18 protein-coding genes are annotated in these 15,641 nt (G+C 65.1%); 13 read left to right on the top strand and 5 right to left on the bottom strand.

Annotated features, from left to right (window positions below; all coding sequences use genetic code 11):
* Window positions 1–58 precede the first annotated feature (58 nt).
* Entirely contained in the window at window positions 59–1,789 is a 1,731-nt protein-coding gene (ggt, locus tag C0V72_RS09645) for a gamma-glutamyltransferase (protein ID WP_101793924.1), read from the bottom strand.
* 10 nt (window positions 1,790–1,799) lie between these two features.
* Window positions 1,800–2,837 carry a quinone-dependent dihydroorotate dehydrogenase gene (locus tag C0V72_RS09640; protein ID WP_101793923.1) on the bottom strand — a complete coding sequence of 346 codons (1,038 nt, stop codon included), beginning with the start codon at window positions 2,835–2,837 and terminating at the stop codon, window positions 1,800–1,802.
* Between the two features lie 256 nt (window positions 2,838–3,093).
* Between C0V72_RS09640 and C0V72_RS09635 the strand changes: the two genes are divergently transcribed.
* The 10 genes from C0V72_RS09635 to C0V72_RS09590 all read left to right on the top strand — a co-directional run bounded on the left by C0V72_RS09635 (window position 3,094) and on the right by C0V72_RS09590 (window position 10,943).
* Complete coding sequence (locus tag C0V72_RS09635; RefSeq protein ID WP_101793922.1) at window positions 3,094–4,017, top strand: AraC family transcriptional regulator; 924 nt, start codon at window positions 3,094–3,096, stop codon at window positions 4,015–4,017.
* A gap of 91 nt (window positions 4,018–4,108) precedes the next feature.
* The gene (locus C0V72_RS09630; protein WP_101793921.1) at window positions 4,109–4,549 is read left to right on the top strand and encodes an SUF system Fe-S cluster assembly regulator; all 441 of its coding nucleotides are present in this window, start codon (window positions 4,109–4,111) and stop codon (window positions 4,547–4,549) included.
* On the top strand, window positions 4,546–6,057 hold the full coding sequence (gene sufB, locus C0V72_RS09625; protein WP_101793920.1) for a Fe-S cluster assembly protein SufB: 1,512 nt from the start codon (window positions 4,546–4,548) through the stop codon (window positions 6,055–6,057). The genes C0V72_RS09630 and sufB overlap by 4 nt, the downstream gene beginning before the upstream one ends.
* 118 nt (window positions 6,058–6,175) lie before the next feature.
* Complete coding sequence (locus C0V72_RS09620; RefSeq protein WP_101793956.1) at window positions 6,176–6,745, top strand: endonuclease domain-containing protein; 570 nt, start codon at window positions 6,176–6,178, stop codon at window positions 6,743–6,745.
* Window positions 6,746–6,862: 117 nt separating this feature from the next.
* Window positions 6,863–7,606 (top strand): Fe-S cluster assembly ATPase SufC, encoded by a 744-nt coding sequence (gene sufC, locus C0V72_RS09615; RefSeq protein ID WP_101793955.1) that lies wholly within the window; start codon window positions 6,863–6,865, stop codon window positions 7,604–7,606.
* Complete coding sequence (locus C0V72_RS09610) at window positions 7,603–8,370, top strand: SufD family Fe-S cluster assembly protein (RefSeq protein WP_101793919.1); 768 nt, start codon at window positions 7,603–7,605, stop codon at window positions 8,368–8,370. The genes sufC and C0V72_RS09610 overlap by 4 nt, the downstream gene beginning before the upstream one ends.
* Window positions 8,367–9,593 carry an aminotransferase class V-fold PLP-dependent enzyme gene (locus tag C0V72_RS09605; protein WP_101793918.1) on the top strand — a complete coding sequence of 409 codons (1,227 nt, stop codon included), beginning with the start codon at window positions 8,367–8,369 and terminating at the stop codon, window positions 9,591–9,593. The genes C0V72_RS09610 and C0V72_RS09605 overlap by 4 nt, the downstream gene beginning before the upstream one ends.
* A 5-nt stretch (window positions 9,594–9,598) precedes the next feature.
* Window positions 9,599–10,075 (top strand): SUF system Fe-S cluster assembly protein, encoded by a 477-nt coding sequence (locus C0V72_RS09600; protein WP_172438973.1) that lies wholly within the window; start codon window positions 9,599–9,601, stop codon window positions 10,073–10,075.
* Window positions 10,072–10,569, top strand: a complete 498-nt coding sequence (locus tag C0V72_RS09595; RefSeq protein WP_233999877.1) for a GNAT family N-acetyltransferase — start codon at window positions 10,072–10,074, stop codon at window positions 10,567–10,569. The genes C0V72_RS09600 and C0V72_RS09595 overlap by 4 nt, the downstream gene beginning before the upstream one ends.
* Window positions 10,566–10,943 (top strand): HesB/IscA family protein, encoded by a 378-nt coding sequence (locus C0V72_RS09590; protein ID WP_101793916.1) that lies wholly within the window; start codon window positions 10,566–10,568, stop codon window positions 10,941–10,943. The genes C0V72_RS09595 and C0V72_RS09590 overlap by 4 nt, the downstream gene beginning before the upstream one ends.
* 15 nt (window positions 10,944–10,958) lie before the next feature.
* Here C0V72_RS09590 and C0V72_RS16410 read toward each other — a convergent pair whose 3' ends face one another.
* Together C0V72_RS16410 and C0V72_RS09580 are read right to left on the bottom strand one after the other, a co-directional pair.
* The gene (locus tag C0V72_RS16410) at window positions 10,959–11,903 is read right to left on the bottom strand and encodes a hypothetical protein (protein WP_101793915.1); all 945 of its coding nucleotides are present in this window, start codon (window positions 11,901–11,903) and stop codon (window positions 10,959–10,961) included.
* 58 nt (window positions 11,904–11,961) lie between these two features.
* Window positions 11,962–12,357: a hypothetical protein gene (locus tag C0V72_RS09580; protein WP_101793914.1), complete on the bottom strand. Its 396-nt coding sequence runs from the start codon at window positions 12,355–12,357 to the stop codon at window positions 11,962–11,964.
* A 184-nt stretch (window positions 12,358–12,541) separates the two neighbouring features.
* Here C0V72_RS09580 and C0V72_RS09575 point away from each other — a divergent pair, with 184 nt between their 5' ends.
* On the top strand, window positions 12,542–13,558 hold the full coding sequence (locus tag C0V72_RS09575; protein WP_101793913.1) for an adenosine kinase: 1,017 nt from the start codon (window positions 12,542–12,544) through the stop codon (window positions 13,556–13,558).
* 203 nt (window positions 13,559–13,761) lie between these two features.
* On the opposite strand, the gene C0V72_RS09570 is transcribed toward C0V72_RS09575, so the two are convergent.
* Window positions 13,762–14,154: a hypothetical protein gene (locus tag C0V72_RS09570; RefSeq protein ID WP_101793912.1), complete on the bottom strand. Its 393-nt coding sequence runs from the start codon at window positions 14,152–14,154 to the stop codon at window positions 13,762–13,764.
* Between the two features lie 252 nt (window positions 14,155–14,406).
* Here C0V72_RS09570 and C0V72_RS09565 point away from each other — a divergent pair, with 252 nt between their 5' ends.
* Complete coding sequence (locus tag C0V72_RS09565; protein ID WP_101793911.1) at window positions 14,407–15,126, top strand: hypothetical protein; 720 nt, start codon at window positions 14,407–14,409, stop codon at window positions 15,124–15,126.
* A gap of 17 nt (window positions 15,127–15,143) precedes the next feature.
* Window positions 15,144–15,464, top strand: coding sequence for a hypothetical protein (locus C0V72_RS16220; RefSeq protein WP_143704561.1), 321 nt, complete (start codon window positions 15,144–15,146; stop codon window positions 15,462–15,464).
* The last annotated feature ends 177 nt before the right edge of the window (window positions 15,465–15,641 follow it).

Genomic DNA, 15,641 nt, shown 5'->3' with positions numbered 1-15,641 from the left:
CAGATTAGAAGCTGTTGGCCGTAGCGGCAAGCACCGGGATGAACGGCAGAGCCAAGTCTTAGGGCGTGACAACGCTGACCAGACGCGGTTCCGTGGCAACCTCCCAGCTTCCATCGGCGCGCCGCCCCAGCGCGTTGGCTTTGATCGGCGCTGGCGCAAGGCGGATGGCCGTGTGGCCCAGGGCTGCCAGTTGATCTTTCATTGCGGCTACCGCGCTGCCTTCTTCGATCAGCAGCGTGTCCCCAAACGACATGGCAAACGGCAAGGCAAGCGCGTCCTGCGCGCCGAGATTGAAATCGAGCACGCCGATGATCGCGCGGGCGACGGTTACCGGGATCGTCGGCCCGCCCGCCGCGCCGATGACCAGCACGGGCTTGCCGCTGGCATCGAACACGATGGTCGGCGCCATTGACGATCGCGGGCGCTTGCCCCCTTCAACGCGGTTGGCGACCGGCTTGCCATCCACTTCTGGTGTCAGCGTGAAATCGGTCAGTTCGTTGTTGAGGTAAAACCCGCCCCAGTGCAGCCCCGATCCGAAGGCGCCTTCGATGGTCGAGGTATAGCTGACCGCGTTGCCGCCTGCGTCCACGACCGCAAAATGGGTGGTGCCGTTCTCGGGCTCCTCCGGCCCGTCACCGCGCAGCTGCGGTGCGCCGGGCGGAACGCCGGCTTCAGGCTTGGCGATCCTCGCCTCGGGGGAAATCAGCGCCGAACGGGAGGCCAGGTAGCCTGGATCGACCAATCCCTTGGTGGGCACTTCGACGAAATCGGCATCGCCGGAATACAGCTCGCGGTCTGCATAGGCGAGGCGCTGGCTTTCGATGAACAGGTGCCAGAAGGTCGGACTGTCCGGGCCAAGCGCGGCGAGATCGAAGCGTTCCAGCTGGCCGAGCATTTGCGCCACTGCGGTCCCGCCCGATGATGGCGGGCCCATGCCGCAGACCTTGTAGACGCGATAACGAGTGCAGATGGGTTCGCGTTCCTCAGCGGAGTAAGCGCCAATATCTATATCTGTCATCCGACCGTCTTGCGGGGTGGCAGCAGCGATATAATCGGCGAGTTCTGCAGCACGGCCGGGGCCATACATCGCTTGACGTCCGTACTGCGCAAGCTCGCGTAACGTCCCCGCTAGCATTGGCACCCTAACGGTCGAGCCAACCGGCAGCGGCTCGCCATCCGCGCCGAAGAACACCGCGCGGGCGCTGTCGGACTTGTCGGCGCGGCCCTTGTTGCCCTTGAGCGATTCGTAGAGGCGCCGGTTCATCACGAAACCATCTTCGGCAAGCGCAATGGCGGGTTCAAACAGCTTGGTCCAAGGCAGCTTGCCGTGGGCCGCGTGCGCCTTGGCCGCGAGCGCGACATTGCCCGGCACCCCGACGCTGAGGCCCGAAAACACGCGGGTCTCGCGCGGGAGAACCGTACCGCTTTCGTCAAGGAAGCGCATCGGCGTGGCGGCGGCGGGCGCGGTTTCGCGCCCATCATAGGTCACCAGCGTGCCTTTGGCCCCATCGGCCCGCACCATGAAGCCGCCGCCGCCAATCCCGGAGCTTTGCGGTTCGACCACGGTCAACGCCAGCATCACGGCGATCGCCGCATCAACGGCTGAGCCGCCAGCTGCGAGGATTGCCTCGCCCGCCGCGGTCGCGCGCGGATCGGCGCTGCTGACCGCGCCGGCCGCAACCGGAGCGGCAGCAGTGGCCGGAGCAGTGGCCGGAGCGGTGGTCTGGGTGGCCGCACAGCCCGAAAGGACAAGCGCGAGCGGGGCGATCAGGGCGGAGAGAGTGCGCATCCCTGCGGTGCTATTCGCTTCCCACCGCTTCGGCAATGCTCGCAAAGCCATCGCGCCGCATCAGCGTTTCCAGCCCGCGCACAATGCGCGCGCCAAGACCGGGCCCTTCGTACACCATGGCCGAATAGAGCTGCACCAGCGATGCACCCGCCCGGATACGCGCCCACGCATGCTCGGCGGTGGCGATGCCGCCCACGCCGACCAGCGGGATAGCCCCGCCCGTCGCCTTGCGGAAATCGCGCAGGCGCTGGGTCGCAAGATCGCGCAAGGGCGCGCCTGACAGCCCGCCCATCTCGCCTGCATGGTGCGAGCGCAGCGGCGGGCGGCTGATCGTGGTGTTGGAAACGACCAGCGCGCCCAGCCGCTTGTCAATCGCGATCCGGGCGATGGCGTCGATATCGGCGGGTTCGAGATCGGGCGCGACCTTGAGGAAGATCGGGGCTGCGCTCCCCGCCTCGGCGCGCGCGGCGATGACCGCGTCGAGCAGGCCGGTCAGCGCGCTTTCATCCTGAAGCGCGCGCAGGCCCGGGGTGTTGGGGCTGGAGATATTGACGCACAGATAGTTGGCGTGCGCGGCCATCATGCGTGCCATCACCGCATAATCGGCAATGCGGTCGGCGGAGTCCTTGTTCGCGCCGATATTGACCCCGACGATCCCCTGCCGCCCCGCACGCGCCTCAAGCCGCGCCAGCGCCGCCGCCCCGCCGCCGTTGTTGAACCCCATGCGGTTGATCACCGCCTGATCTTCAACCAGCCGGAACAGGCGCGGCTTGGGGTTGCCGGCCTGCGGGAGCGGGGTGATCGAGCCGACTTCGGTGAAGCCGAAGCCCAGCCCGAGCAGTGCATCAGGCACCTCGGCATCCTTGTCGAACCCGGCAGCGACGCCGACCGGATTGGGAAAGGCAAGTCCTGCCACGTCGATCGCCAGCGGGCCGCCGGGCGCAGCCGCGCCGCGCCGCGGCAAGGCGGCCAGCCCGCGGATAGCGAGGCGGTGCCCGGTTTCGGAATCGAGCGCAAACAGCGCCGGTTTGATCAGGTTGAACAGCATGGCGGTTTTGCGACTAGGTCAGCATCAGGCCTGTGTCGAGCGCATCGTCCCCCAGCCGCCCTGCAAAATGCATGTCGCTTGCATACAATCCCTTGCCCAAAACCAGGGCTATATCCCGCACCGCGACCCGAAGGGCTCGGAGCAGTGATGCCAAGAGTTCCTCAACTTAGAGGGGCGGCGCGCCTTAGGGTGCGTCGCCCAATTTTTGTTGGCTTTTGACGGGCGCACAATATGTGGCATGTAGGGCGGGCAAACCATGGATGCCCTGTCCTCCCCCCCGCTACACACAGATAGCCCTGCGCCAAGCGCGGAGCAGGCGCTGACCGCAGCAGCGCTGATTTCGGTCGATTACATTGCACCGCAGCCCAGCATCGCGCCCTTTGTTACAACGCTCTACCATTTCCGGTGCGACGAGCCGATGATCCGCGACATTCAGCCAGCGGCCATCGGCAACCTTTGCGTGTTTCCTTATGGATCTGGCGAAATGCTGTTCGCGGCGGGACATCGCGATCCCAATCATCCCGTCGGCCTGATGACCCCGCTATCGCGCGCCACGCCGATTGTGGTGGACGGCCCGTTCCATGCTTTCGGCGCCGCGCTGACGCCGCTGGGCTGGGCCGCGCTGACCGGGCTGCATGCCGGCCAGCACCGCGACCGGCTTTTGCCTGCGCCGGCCGTGCTCGGGCCGGAGATTGACGAACTGGGCCACGCGCTGATCGCAGCCTATCGCCAGAACGAGGTCAGCGGGCGGGACTGCGCGCTGGCGATCGGCGCCTATGTGGAACGCAACCTGAAACCGGTCAATCCGCGCCATCTTGAACTGATCGCGGCCACGGGGCGCTGGCTTGGCGCTTCGTTCAACCCGGAAGTCGGCGACCTTGACGGGGTCGCGGGCTATTCGGCCCGTCAGGTCCAGCGGCTGGTCGAGCGCTATTTTGGCCTGACCCCGCGTGCGCTGGCGCGGAAATATCGGGCATTGCGAGCCGCCGCCATGCTGTCGGCACCCCAGCTGTCCCTGGAAGACGAGGCCGATCTGGCCGAAGCATTTTTCGATCAGCCGCACATGATCCGGGAAATCGCTCATTTCGTCGGCCGCACGCCCGCACGGCTGAGCGACCAGACGACGCCCTATCTTGCCGAGATGATCGACCAGCGCAATCTACGTGAACTGGGGGCCTGACAGCGCTCCCGGCGCTGGTGGTTGTAATGCGAGCAAAATGCTCCTAGTTACCAATTCGGACTGATTCCGTCCGATTTGAGAACCATTCGCAATGCGCTTGTCCAACCTTGCTGATTACGCCGTCATCACGATGTGCCAGGCAGCGCTGCATTGCGGCGACGGGCGGGTCAGCGCAGCCGAACTGGCGGCGGAAACGGGCCTGCCGGTGCCGACCGTGCAAAAGCTGGTGTCGAAGCTGACCGCTGCGGGCCTGCTGCGGAGCGTCCGCGGCGCGCACGGCGGCTTGCAGCTGGGCCGGCCCGCTGCCGCGATCACGGTGGCGGATATCGTCGAGGCGATCGAGGGCCGGATTGCGTTGACCGCCTGCGTCGATCACGTGCCGTGCGATTTTGAAAGCGGCTGCAACATGAAGCCGCACTGGCCGATCATCAACAATGCGCTGCGCGGGGCGCTGGCGGGCATCACCCTTGCCCAGCTGCGCGGCCCTGTCGCGCGTGCGCCTACCCCTATTATCGAGGACCATCCGGCATGACCGATTACACCGAAGTCGAGGCCAAGCCCGAAACCGACGCCCCCGAAACGGATCGGGAAGCCCGCGAAGCCGCGGCCAAGGTCGCCGATTACGAGCATGGCTGGTCGTCGGACATCGAGACCGAATTTGCCGAAAAAGGCCTGACCGAAGATACGGTCCGGTTCATCTCGGCCAAGAAGAACGAGCCTGAATGGATGCTCGACTGGCGGCTGAAAGCCTTCCGGCTGTGGCAGACCATGGAAGAGCCCGATTGGGCCAAGGTCGGCTATCCCAAGATCGATTATCAGGACGCCTATTACTACGCCGCGCCCAAGAAGAAGATCGAACTGGGCAGCCTCGATGAGCTCGATCCCGAGATCAAGCGCATCTACGACAAGCTCGGCATTCCGCTGGGCGAGCAGGAGGTGCTCGCCGGGGTGAAGGGCGCGAAGAAGGTCGCAGTCGATGCGGTGTTCGATTCTGTCAGCGTCGCCACCAGCTTCCGCGAGGAATTGCTGCGCGCGGGCGTGATCTTCCTCTCGATCTCCGAGGCGATCCGCGAATACCCCGATTTGGTGAAGAAGTGGCTCGGCAAGGTCGTGCCGGTGCGCGACAACTACTTCGCGGCGCTGAATTGCGCGGTCTTCTCCGACGGCACCTTCGTCTACGTCCCCGAGGGCGTGCGCTGCCCGATGGAGCTTTCGACCTATTTCCGCATCAATGCCGAAAACACCGGCCAGTTCGAACGCACGCTGATCATCGCCGACAAGGGCAGCTATGTCAGCTACCTCGAAGGCTGCACCGCCCCGATGCGCGACGAGAACCAGCTTCACGCCGCAGTGGTCGAACTGGTCGCGCTCGACGATGCCGAGATCAAGTATTCGACCGTGCAGAACTGGTACCCCGGCAATGCCGAGGGCAAGGGCGGGATCTACAACTTCGTCACCAAGCGTGCGCTGTGCCAGGGGGACCGTTCGAAGGTTTCCTGGACGCAGGTCGAAACCGGCTCGGCGGTGACGTGGAAATATCCCTCCTGCGTGCTCAACGGCGAGGACAGCGTCGGCGAGTTCTATTCGGTCGCGGTCACCAACAATTACCAGCAGGCCGACACCGGCACCAAGATGATCCACAACGGCAAGAACAGCCGCTCGACGATCATCTCCAAGGGCATTTCGGCGGGCAAGTCGAACAACACCTATCGCGGCCTCGTCCGCGTCGGCCCGACGGCGAGCGGCGTGCGCAACTTCACCCAGTGCGACAGCTTGCTGCTCGGCGATCAGTGCGGCGCGCACACCGTGCCCTATATCGAGGTGAAGAACCCCAGCGCGCAGATCGAGCACGAGGCGACCACCAGCAAGATCAGCGACGAACAGCTGTTCTACGCGATTCAGCGCGGGCTCGGCGAAGAGGAAGCCGTGGCGCTGATCGTCAACGGCTTTGCCAAGGACGTGCTGAAAGAGCTGCCGATGGAGTTCGCGGTCGAGGCGCAGAAGCTGCTGGCGATCTCGCTTGAGGGGAGCGTGGGGTGACGACGGCTTGCACCATCACCGTCACCCCAGCGAAAGCTGGGGCCTCGGGCGACCGGGCTCCGCACTTTGCGGCCCTAGGTTCCAGCTTTCGCTGGAATGACGAAGGACATTGATTGAAGTGACCACTCGTAAAACCCTCGCCCTCAACCCCGAGGCTGCCGCCGCCGAAGCCCCCGCGCTCAAGAAGAAGGGCCGCGGGTGGGAGATTTCGGACAAGCGGCTCGACGCATTGCACGAACAGGCGCGCGAGATGCGGCGCCATTCGACAGACGCGCACAAGGCGCTGGCCGCGAAGTTCACCGCTGCCGATCTCGGCCGCTACACCTTCACCCGGCACGCGGTGGTCGGCTCGGCAATCGTCGATTTCAACTGCCACAACCTCGGCCTCGCGTTGGCGATTGACGAGGAGGGACAGAACGACACCCTCGCCAAGCGCCGCGACAAGAGCCTCGAGAGCGTCGGCATCAAGGTGATGCGCATCGCCGCCGCCGACATCCTCACCGATATCGACGGGGTGCTCAAGCAGCTCACCCAGGTGATGCGCGACCGGATCGAGGAACGCAAAGCCGCCGCCCGCGCGCACAAGGCGGCCAATCCCAAGCAGACCTATGATCGCCCCAAGCGCACCGACAAGCCGCATGGCGGTGATCGTGGGGATACGCCCAAGCCTCGGGGGCGCAAGCCGTGATCCTCACCCAGACCTCGTCATTGCGAGGCGCCGCAGGCGACGCGGCAATCCAGAGTTTGCGCAGAACCGCTCTGGATTGCTTCGCTTCGCTCGCAATGACGAAATGAAAGAATGACGATGCTCGAAATCACCAACCTCCACGCCTCCGTCGGCGACAAGCCCATTCTGAAGGGTCTCACCCTCAGCGTCCCAGCGGGCGAAATCCACGCGATCATGGGCCCCAACGGCGCGGGCAAATCGACGCTGTCGAACGTGCTCGGCGGCAAGCCGGGCTACGAAGTGACCGCAGGCAGCGTGACCTTCCGCGGGGAGGATCTGCTGGCCCTCGACCCGCATGAACGCGCGGCCAAGGGGCTGTTCCTCGGTTTTCAGTACCCGGTCGAAATTCCCGGCGTCTCCAACGTCCAGTTCCTGCGCGAGGCCTTGAATTCGCAGCGCAAGGCGCGCGGGGAAGAACCGCTCAGCGGCGGCGAGTTCCTTAAGCTCGCCAAGGACAAGGCCGGGCTGCTCAAGATGGACATGGAAATGCTGAAAAGGCAGGTCAATGTCGGCTTCTCGGGCGGCGAGAAGAAGCGCGCCGAGATGGTGCAGATGGGCATCCTCGATCCGGCCTTCGCGGTGCTGGACGAGACCGACAGCGGCCTCGATATCGACGCGCTCCGGATCGTGGGCGCAGGGATCAATTCCATCATGCGGAGCCCCGACAAGGCGGTGCTGCTCATCACCCACTACCAGCGCCTGCTTGATGTGGTCGCGCCCGACAAGGTGAGCATCCTTGCGGGCGGCCGGATCGTCGAGACGGGCGGGCCGGAACTCGCTCTGAGGCTTGAGGCCGAGGGCTATGATTCGGTGATGGCGTGACGACCGCCACTCTCCCCACACGCCGCGATGAGGCATGGCGCTATGCCGATATGGACGGGCTGGCGCGGCTTGGCGTCGCGGCGCTTGACCAGTGGCAGACGGTGGATGTGCCCGCTGGGACAAGCGTGACGCGCTGTCTGGTGGTCGGCTCGGACGCGCCTGAACTCCACCGCTTCCGCGTGACGCTGGGCGAAGGCGCCACGGCGGCGTTCTTCGTCACCAATGCCGGCGGCGATTACACCCGGGTCGAGGTGGAAGTGCGGCTCGCCAAGGGCGCGCATTTTGAATTCGGCGGCGTCACCATCGGCGGGGCCAATGAACAGGGGGGCGTGACCCGCGAATTCGTGACGCAGGTCGTCCATGCGGAGCCTGAGGCGACCTCCAACCAGACCGTCCGCGCGGTCCACTGGGCGGGCGCGACCGGCAATTTCCTCGGCGAAATCAAGGTCGCGCGCCATGCGCAGAAGACCGATGCGGCGCAAGATTTCAAGGGCCTGCTGCTCGAAGCCGGGGCGAGCGCCAATGCCGTGCCGCAGCTCGAAATCTTCGCTGATGATGTGAAGTGCGCCCACGGCGCCACTGTGGGCGCGCTGGATGAAGCTGCGCGGTTCTACATGATGGCGCGCGGGCTCGATCCCGCCACGGCGCAGCGGCTGCTGGTGCAGGCCTTCATCGGAGATGCCTTCGTGGCGCTCGAGGACGAAGAGAGCCGCGAAACGCTGCTGGACGCCGCGCTGGCGGCGCTGGAGGGGGCCAAGCTGTGAACGCGTCCACCACCATCGAGCGCGACCTGCGCGCCGAGTTCCCCGGCATGGTCACCCATAACGGCAAGCCGTGGCACTACCTCGACACCGCGGCCACTGCGCAAAAGCCGCGCGCCGTGATTGACACCATGGCGCGCGCGCTGGGGGAGGATTACGCGACCGTCCACCGCGGGGTTTACACCCGTTCCGCCGAGATGACGCTCGCCTACGAAGCCGCACGGCGCACGGTGGCGCGCTTCATCGGCGGCAGCGAGAACGAGCTGGTCTTCACCCGCGGTGCGACCGAGGCGATCAATCTTGTCGCCCAGACCTGGGGCCGGGCCAACCTGAAGGCCGGTGACCGCATGCTGCTGTCGCAGTTGGAGCACCACTCCAATATCGTGCCGTGGCAGATGATCGCCGAGGTCACGGGCGCAGTGATCGACGTCTGTCCGCTGACCAGCGATCACCAGATCGATCTGGATGCGGCAGAGGCCATGCTGACCGAGGCCCACAAGCTGGTTGCGTTGTGCCATGTGTCCAACGTGGTCGGCTCTGTGCTCGATGCCCCGCGCGCTGCTGCTCTGGCCCACGCGGTCGGTGCAAAGCTGCTGCTCGACGGGTGCCAGTCAGCACCGCATATGCCCGTCGATGTTGCCGCGCTGGGCTGTGATTTCTACGTGTTCTCCGCCCACAAGCTTTACGGGCCGACCGGGATCGGCGCGCTATGGGCCAAGGCAGACCTGCTCGCCGCAATGCCGCCGTGGGAAGGCGGCGGTGCGATGATCGACCGGGTGACGTTCGAGGGCACCATCTATGCCAGCGGCCCGCAGCGCTTTGAAGCCGGGACGCCCGCGATCACCGAAGCCATCACCTTTGGCGCCGCCGTGGATTATGTGGAGAGCATCGGGCTCGGTCACATCCACGCCCACGAACAGGCGCTGGTCGCAAGGCTGCGCGGCGAGCTTGGCGCGATGAACGATGTGACGCTGTTCGGCCCGCCGGATAGTGCGGGGATCGTCAGCTTCACCATCGATGACATTCATCCCCACGACCTCGGCACGATCCTTGACGAGGCCGATGTCGCGATCCGCGCCGGGCACCACTGCGCCCAGCCCCTGATGGATTATCTGCGCGTTCCTGCCACTGCGCGCGCCAGCTTCGGGCTCTATTCGACCGAGGCCGATATTGACGCGCTGCTGGCCGGGATCGCCCGCACCCGCCGCATTTTTGGAAAAGGATGAGAGCGATGGACAGCTCAGCCGATCAGACCGACATCACCGCCAACAAGCCGCCGCGCGCCCGTGTGGCCGATGCGATCGATCCCGACGCCGCGCCGGCCAGCGATGCGCCGCGCAACCGCGATTATCTTGAGGGCTTTCTCGCCGCCAAGACAGGCGAAGCCGCTGTCGGCGGCGAAGGCAGCGACCTTCAGGCTGACGTCATTGCGGCACTGCGCGAAATCTTCGACCCGGAGATCCCGGTCAATATCTACGATCTCGGGCTGATCTACGGGGTCGAGGTGGACGACAACCGCGACGCCACTGTCACCATGACGCTGACCACACCGCATTGCCCGGTGGCTGAAAGCATGCCGGGCGAGATTGAACTGCGCGTCTCCAGCGTGCCCGGGATCCGCGATGCCGAGGTGGTGCTGGTCTGGGATCCGCCATGGGGCCCGCACAAGATGAGCGACGATGCGCGGCTTGAACTGGGAATGCTGTGACGCCCACACTTGCCTTGACCATTGACCGGGCCAACTATGCCGACCCGCGCGATGCGGGTGATGTGGTTGCGCTGCTGGATGCCTATGCGCGCGATCCGATGGGCGGCGGGGCGCCTCTGGCCGATGGCGTGAAAGCGCGGCTGGTGGATGATCTTGCCGCCAACGCCCAAGCCTTCTCGCTGCTGGCGCGGTTGGACGGTGAGGCCGTCGGGCTGGCCAATTGCTTCATGGGCTATTCGACCTTTGCTGGTGCACCCTTGATCAATATCCACGACCTTGCGGTGCTCCCCGGCCACCGGGGCGCAGGCATCGGCAAGGCGCTGCTCGCGGCTGTCGAAGCCGAGGCCTTGAAGTGCGGTGCCTGCAAGATCACATTGGAAGTGCTGAGCGGCAACCACCTCGCCAAGGCGCTTTACGCGTCGCAAGGCTACGGCGATTACCAGCTCGATCCCGCCTCAGGGCAAGCGTTGTTCTGGCAGAAGAGGCTGACATGACCGAAACCACCACCACGCCAGATGTTTCTGGTCGCCCCGCTCCCAAGGCCGCTGTCATCCTGACGCTATCCGCCGAGGCGCGCATCGCTGATCTGATGGCCAAGGCCCCGGCTGACGCGATCGGCGTCAAGCTGTCGACCCCGCGCCGGGGCTGTTCGGGCCTCGCCTATTCGGTCGATTACGTCACCACCGAAGCCAAGTTCGACGAAAAGATCGTCACCCCCGGCGGGGTGTTCTATATCGACGGCGCGTCGGTGCTCTATCTGATCGGGAGCGTGATGGACTGGCGCGAGGACGACTTTACCGCCGGCTTCGTGTTCGAGAACCCGAACGCCAAGGGCGCGTGCGGCTGCGGCGAAAGTTTCATGGTCTAAGACAGCCCGGCTGTCTCAGTCTTCTGATGCCAGACGGGCAATCAGGCGGCTTTCCAGATCATCGACCTCGCCGTCGGCGTCGATCATGGTGCCCAGCCATTCGTTTTCGAAGTCGGTGATCGCCTCGCCCGCAGCGGCGAGCGCTTCGTAATCCGGTTTGGCCGGCGCCTTCTTGCCGAACACCTTGCCGAAATGGTTCATCACCTGCGGCGCCTCGCGCGCAACGCGGCCCATGAAGCGGCCGACGCTGGCGCGGTTATCGGCGATGAACGCCTCCAGCTCCAGCTTGCGATCATGGCTGACCTGCGCGTTCTGGAGCGTGAAGCCCTTGAGATAATTTGCCACGCCGTCGATGAACAGGTCGTCCCATTCGGCGGCATTTTCATCGGCAAGCGTCGCGTCCTTCAGACGGAACAGCATCTCGGCATCATGCCGCGTCACGGCTGCCGGGCCGTGCCCGCCGCTGGCGAAGATCACGCGCCGGATGATGCGGCATTCCGCCGCGCTGATGTGGGTCGCGGACAGCTGACCGCCGCAGCGGGTCGGACCGGTGCCGGTCAGCACTTCGCGCTCGACCACGCCCAGCACATAATCCTTGAGCCGGTCAGGCGTATTTTCGGCCCGTTCGAGGATGCGCACCATCGCTTCCAGTTCGGCCATGCTTTCGACCACGCCGTCATGGTCGATCTGGCCGATCAGCCACGCGGCTTCCTCCACCGAGCATTGCAGGCGCGGGGGCGTGCCGTTGAGCACGAACTCGCCAATCGCCTCGACGAAGAAATCGCACCATTCCGGGCTATGCTCGGTCAGCGCCGTGTTGACAGCGAACAGCGCTTCCGCCTCGGCGCGGGTGATGATCCCGTCGCCCCAGCCTTCGCGGCGCAGGCTGAGCAGTTCTTCGGCGGTGATCCGGCCGTCCGCAGCGGCAGCCTCGGCGACGGCGATGAATTGGGTGGTCATGCAGCGATCTTTCCCCTGAGATGCGGCGCAACATGCCACGATCAAGCTTAAGACCGCGTTACCGCTGTTCGACCTCGCGGATGCAGGCTCCGGGGTCGGCCGGAGCCCCGCCCTGGCGTTGCCGCGCCGCAACATGGGTGGCGGTCGGCTGGGCGACGGCAGAGACAGGGTAGATGAAGATGTCCAGCACACACTGCGCGCCCGCGAATTGAAGCTTGCGCGCATCCCCTTCGGTCAGATCGATGCGCGGCGTGCCAAACCGCTTGAGCAGCGCCTCGGCCGAAGCGCCGATCACCCCGTCGAGCCCCTGCGGCGCCATGACCTGCGGCACGCGCACCACTGTGCCGCGCGGCTGGGCTGATGCAGGCGGACGGACCGGCGCCGGCTTGCCTCCCCCCGCGCAGCCGCCCAGCAGCATCGCGCCTGCCAGCAGGGTGAGGGCAGCGCCTTTCATCGCGGCGCTACCGCGGGGCGGACAACAGGCTTTCATCATCGCGGTGGGCACGGCGGACATGCGCTGTCCGATGGGGTGAGGGCGAAGCGAAGTCAACGCGCGGACCGGGCATCGCGCACAGATGGCTTGGCGGATGCGACGAAGGCCGCTAACCGCGCGGCGAACACCATGCAAGGACCTGTCTGTGCCCGAAACCACCCCGCCCCGTTACGACGTGATCGCCATCGGCAATGCCGTGGTCGATGTGATCGCCTCCTGCACGGAAGAGCTGATTGACGAGCTGCAACTGAACCGCGGCGGGATGACCCTGATCGACGAAGCGCGCGCTGACGAACTGTACGAAGCCATGCCGCCCGCGCGGGAGCTGTCTGGCGGGTCGGCGGCCAACACGCTGGCGGGCCTTGCCACGCTCGGCCTGCAATGCGCCTTCATCGGGCAGGTTGCCGATGACCAGCTGGGCAAGGTGTTCCGCCACGACATGCGCGCCACCGGGATCGATTTCGACACCCCGGCGCGCCCCACCAGCGCTGCCGAGGACGAGCCTGCGACTGGCCGTGTGCTGATTTTCGTGACGCCCGATGGCGAGCGCACGATGAACACCTTCCTTGGCGCAGGCCAGTTCCTGCCCGCCGCAGCCCTCGACGAAGAGCTGATCGCCAGCGGCGCGATCCTGTACCTCGAAGGCTATCTGTGGGATCCCGAGGAACCCCGCCGCGCGATGCGCCGCGCCATCGAAGTCGCACGCGGCGCGGGCCGCAAGATCGCCTTCACCGCGTCCGAAAGCTTCGTGATCGCGCGCCACGGCGATGATTTCCGCGCCATGATCGAAGACGGCGTGATCGACATCCTGTTCGTCAACGAAAGCGAACTCGCCACGCTGACGGGTGAGGATGACTTCGAAGCCGGCCTCGCCGCGGTTGCCGGCAAGGTGCCGGTGCTGGTCGCCACCCGCAGCGAAAAGGGCGCGGTCGCGATTGCCCATGGGGAGCGCGCCGCAGTCGCCGCTGAACCCGTTGCCAAGGTCATCGACACCACGGGCGCAGGCGATCAGTTCGCCGCCGGTTTCCTGTCGGGCTATGCCAAAGGCGAGCCACTGGCCCAGTGTCTGCGCCGCGGAGCGATCTGCGCGGCCGAGGTCATTGCCCATTACGGCCCGCGTCCCGAGGCCGATATGCAGGCGCTGATGGCGGAGCGGTTGTAAGCGTTTGCGAAGGTGACAAAGGTTACACCGTGTAACTTTCGCACCTTTCCGATTTAATGCTTAAAATCAAACGTTTGCCGTGGTCTGTCTGAGCGGACGGACACGGGAGGCGGGCACGAAAACGCGTGTGCCGGGCCGTTTGACGAGCTGACGATAACAAAGAGCAGCGCGCAGCCTAACCCAATGCCAGCGCCGTAGGAAAGTCACGCGTCCGGCACGTAACCCGCCTTGCGCAGCGTCACCATGTAGCGCGCGATCTGGTCGATCTGGGCGCGGGTCAGCGTGAAATCCATGTCCTCGGGGTAATTATGCGCCTCGGCCAGCCAATCACCGAGCGACTTTTCCGATAGCCCCCGCCGGTTGGCAATCGCGGCAAAGCTGGGCGAGGCGGGGTTGGGCGAAAGGAACGGCGGCTCAACCGCATGGCACCCCCCGCAAGCCGCCTCGACAAAGGCCGGCGCGCGGGTATCGGGCGAGGGCGAGGTCGCTTTGCCCACCATCGGCGGCGGGTTGTCGGTACCGGGCGTCTGGCAGGCGGCGAGCGCCAGTAAGGGCGCGGTAAGGAAGGCGAGGGCGCGAAGGGGGTGTTGGGTCATGAGGCGACCATGCGCCCTTTCCGTCACCCCGTCCTTGATCGTCGTCAAATTTGTCGCAGGCCTTGCGAAAGAAAGGCGGATGGCACGTCCGCTTTCAGGCGATGCGCTGTCATTTGCGAATGGCCGGATGTGGGTGGTTTCCCGCCATCCCGCCATCCCGCCGCCCCGGGGCCCCGGGGCCCCGCTGCTGATTGTTTCTTCATCAAATCATGAGATTACTGCCGTGTCTAGGTTATAGGACGGAGAAACGACATGGCGCGCATTATTCAGGCAGCATGGCTGGCACTCGCCGCGCTTCTGCTCCCCGGCTGCGCCTTCGCTGACGACGCGGCACCCGACTATCGCTACCGTCTCACAGTCGAGGTCGAGACGCCTGAAGGGTTGAAAACCGGGTCAAGCGTCATCGCGGTGCAGCAGACTCTCGTGCGCGCCGGGTCGGTCCCGGCGAACCAAGCGGTCAAGCGGCGGGTGCGCGGGGAAGCGGCGGCGGTTGATCTGCCGGGCGGCAAGACGCTGTTTGCGCTGCTGCGGTCGGACAAGGATCCCAATTGGGCAAGCATGGTTTATGTCCTTCTCGCGCTGCAGGAGAACAAGCCATTCGAGGACGCGCTGGACGATGTCCTCGAAGTCACCGGCAAGCGGACGCTCCCGCGCACATGGCCAGCCGACTTGTGGATACCTGCGCGGTCGGCCTATCCGATGCTGGTGACCTTCGGCGATCCCGCCGATCCGACCAGCGTTGCCAAGGTCGATCCCGATGATCTGGCGGCGACCTTTGGCGAGGGTGTGACGCTAAAACGCATCACCGTCGAGCTTACCGATGATCCTGTGACCACCGGGATTACGCAGCGATTGTTGTGGGTCAGGACTCATATTGGGACAGTTGTGAACCGACCTCGAAATCGGCCGATTGGCGAAATGCCAGTTGAGCATCGGCTGAATGGATCGGATTTCCTTCGAATGATCCGTTGATGGAAGGTGGAACCAGTATGAATCGTGAAGTCTTTCTCTCGTTGCTCGCAATGGACTCATATAATCGAGGGCCGGAACCCCTCGTAAACAATTTACCGGTGTCTGGGGGGATAGGGACAGCAACAGTTTTGACAGATGCACTCGCCGAACTAGACCCAAACGCTGTTCTAGCTTCCGGCTTCTACGCCATCGCCTATGAGTGGAACAACAACGGCATCAATGAGACGGTCATTTCCTATCGGGGAACCAACTTTCCCGACCTGAGCAATTTGACGCCCGCAGCTGCGCAGGCCGCATGGGACGACTCCTCGGCCCGAAACGCATCCTTAGCTTTCTGAACCGCCAAACGGGCAAAGGCAGCGGGACGCCGGGTCAGGCCCGAGGCGGCGATGATGTTGATGTCTTAAACGGGGTCGAAGCACGAACCCGCTTCGCGGGAGGGGCGCTGGCGGCGAGGGTGATGTAGAACGACAGGCGTAGCGCCTGATCCGAGAGAGGCAGACGATTGTGGCTCC

The sequence above is a fragment of the Porphyrobacter sp. TH134 genome (assembly GCF_002855495.1).
Taxonomy (GTDB): domain Bacteria; phylum Pseudomonadota; class Alphaproteobacteria; order Sphingomonadales; family Sphingomonadaceae; genus Erythrobacter.
This window is presented reverse-complemented; position numbering and strand designations above follow the sequence as displayed.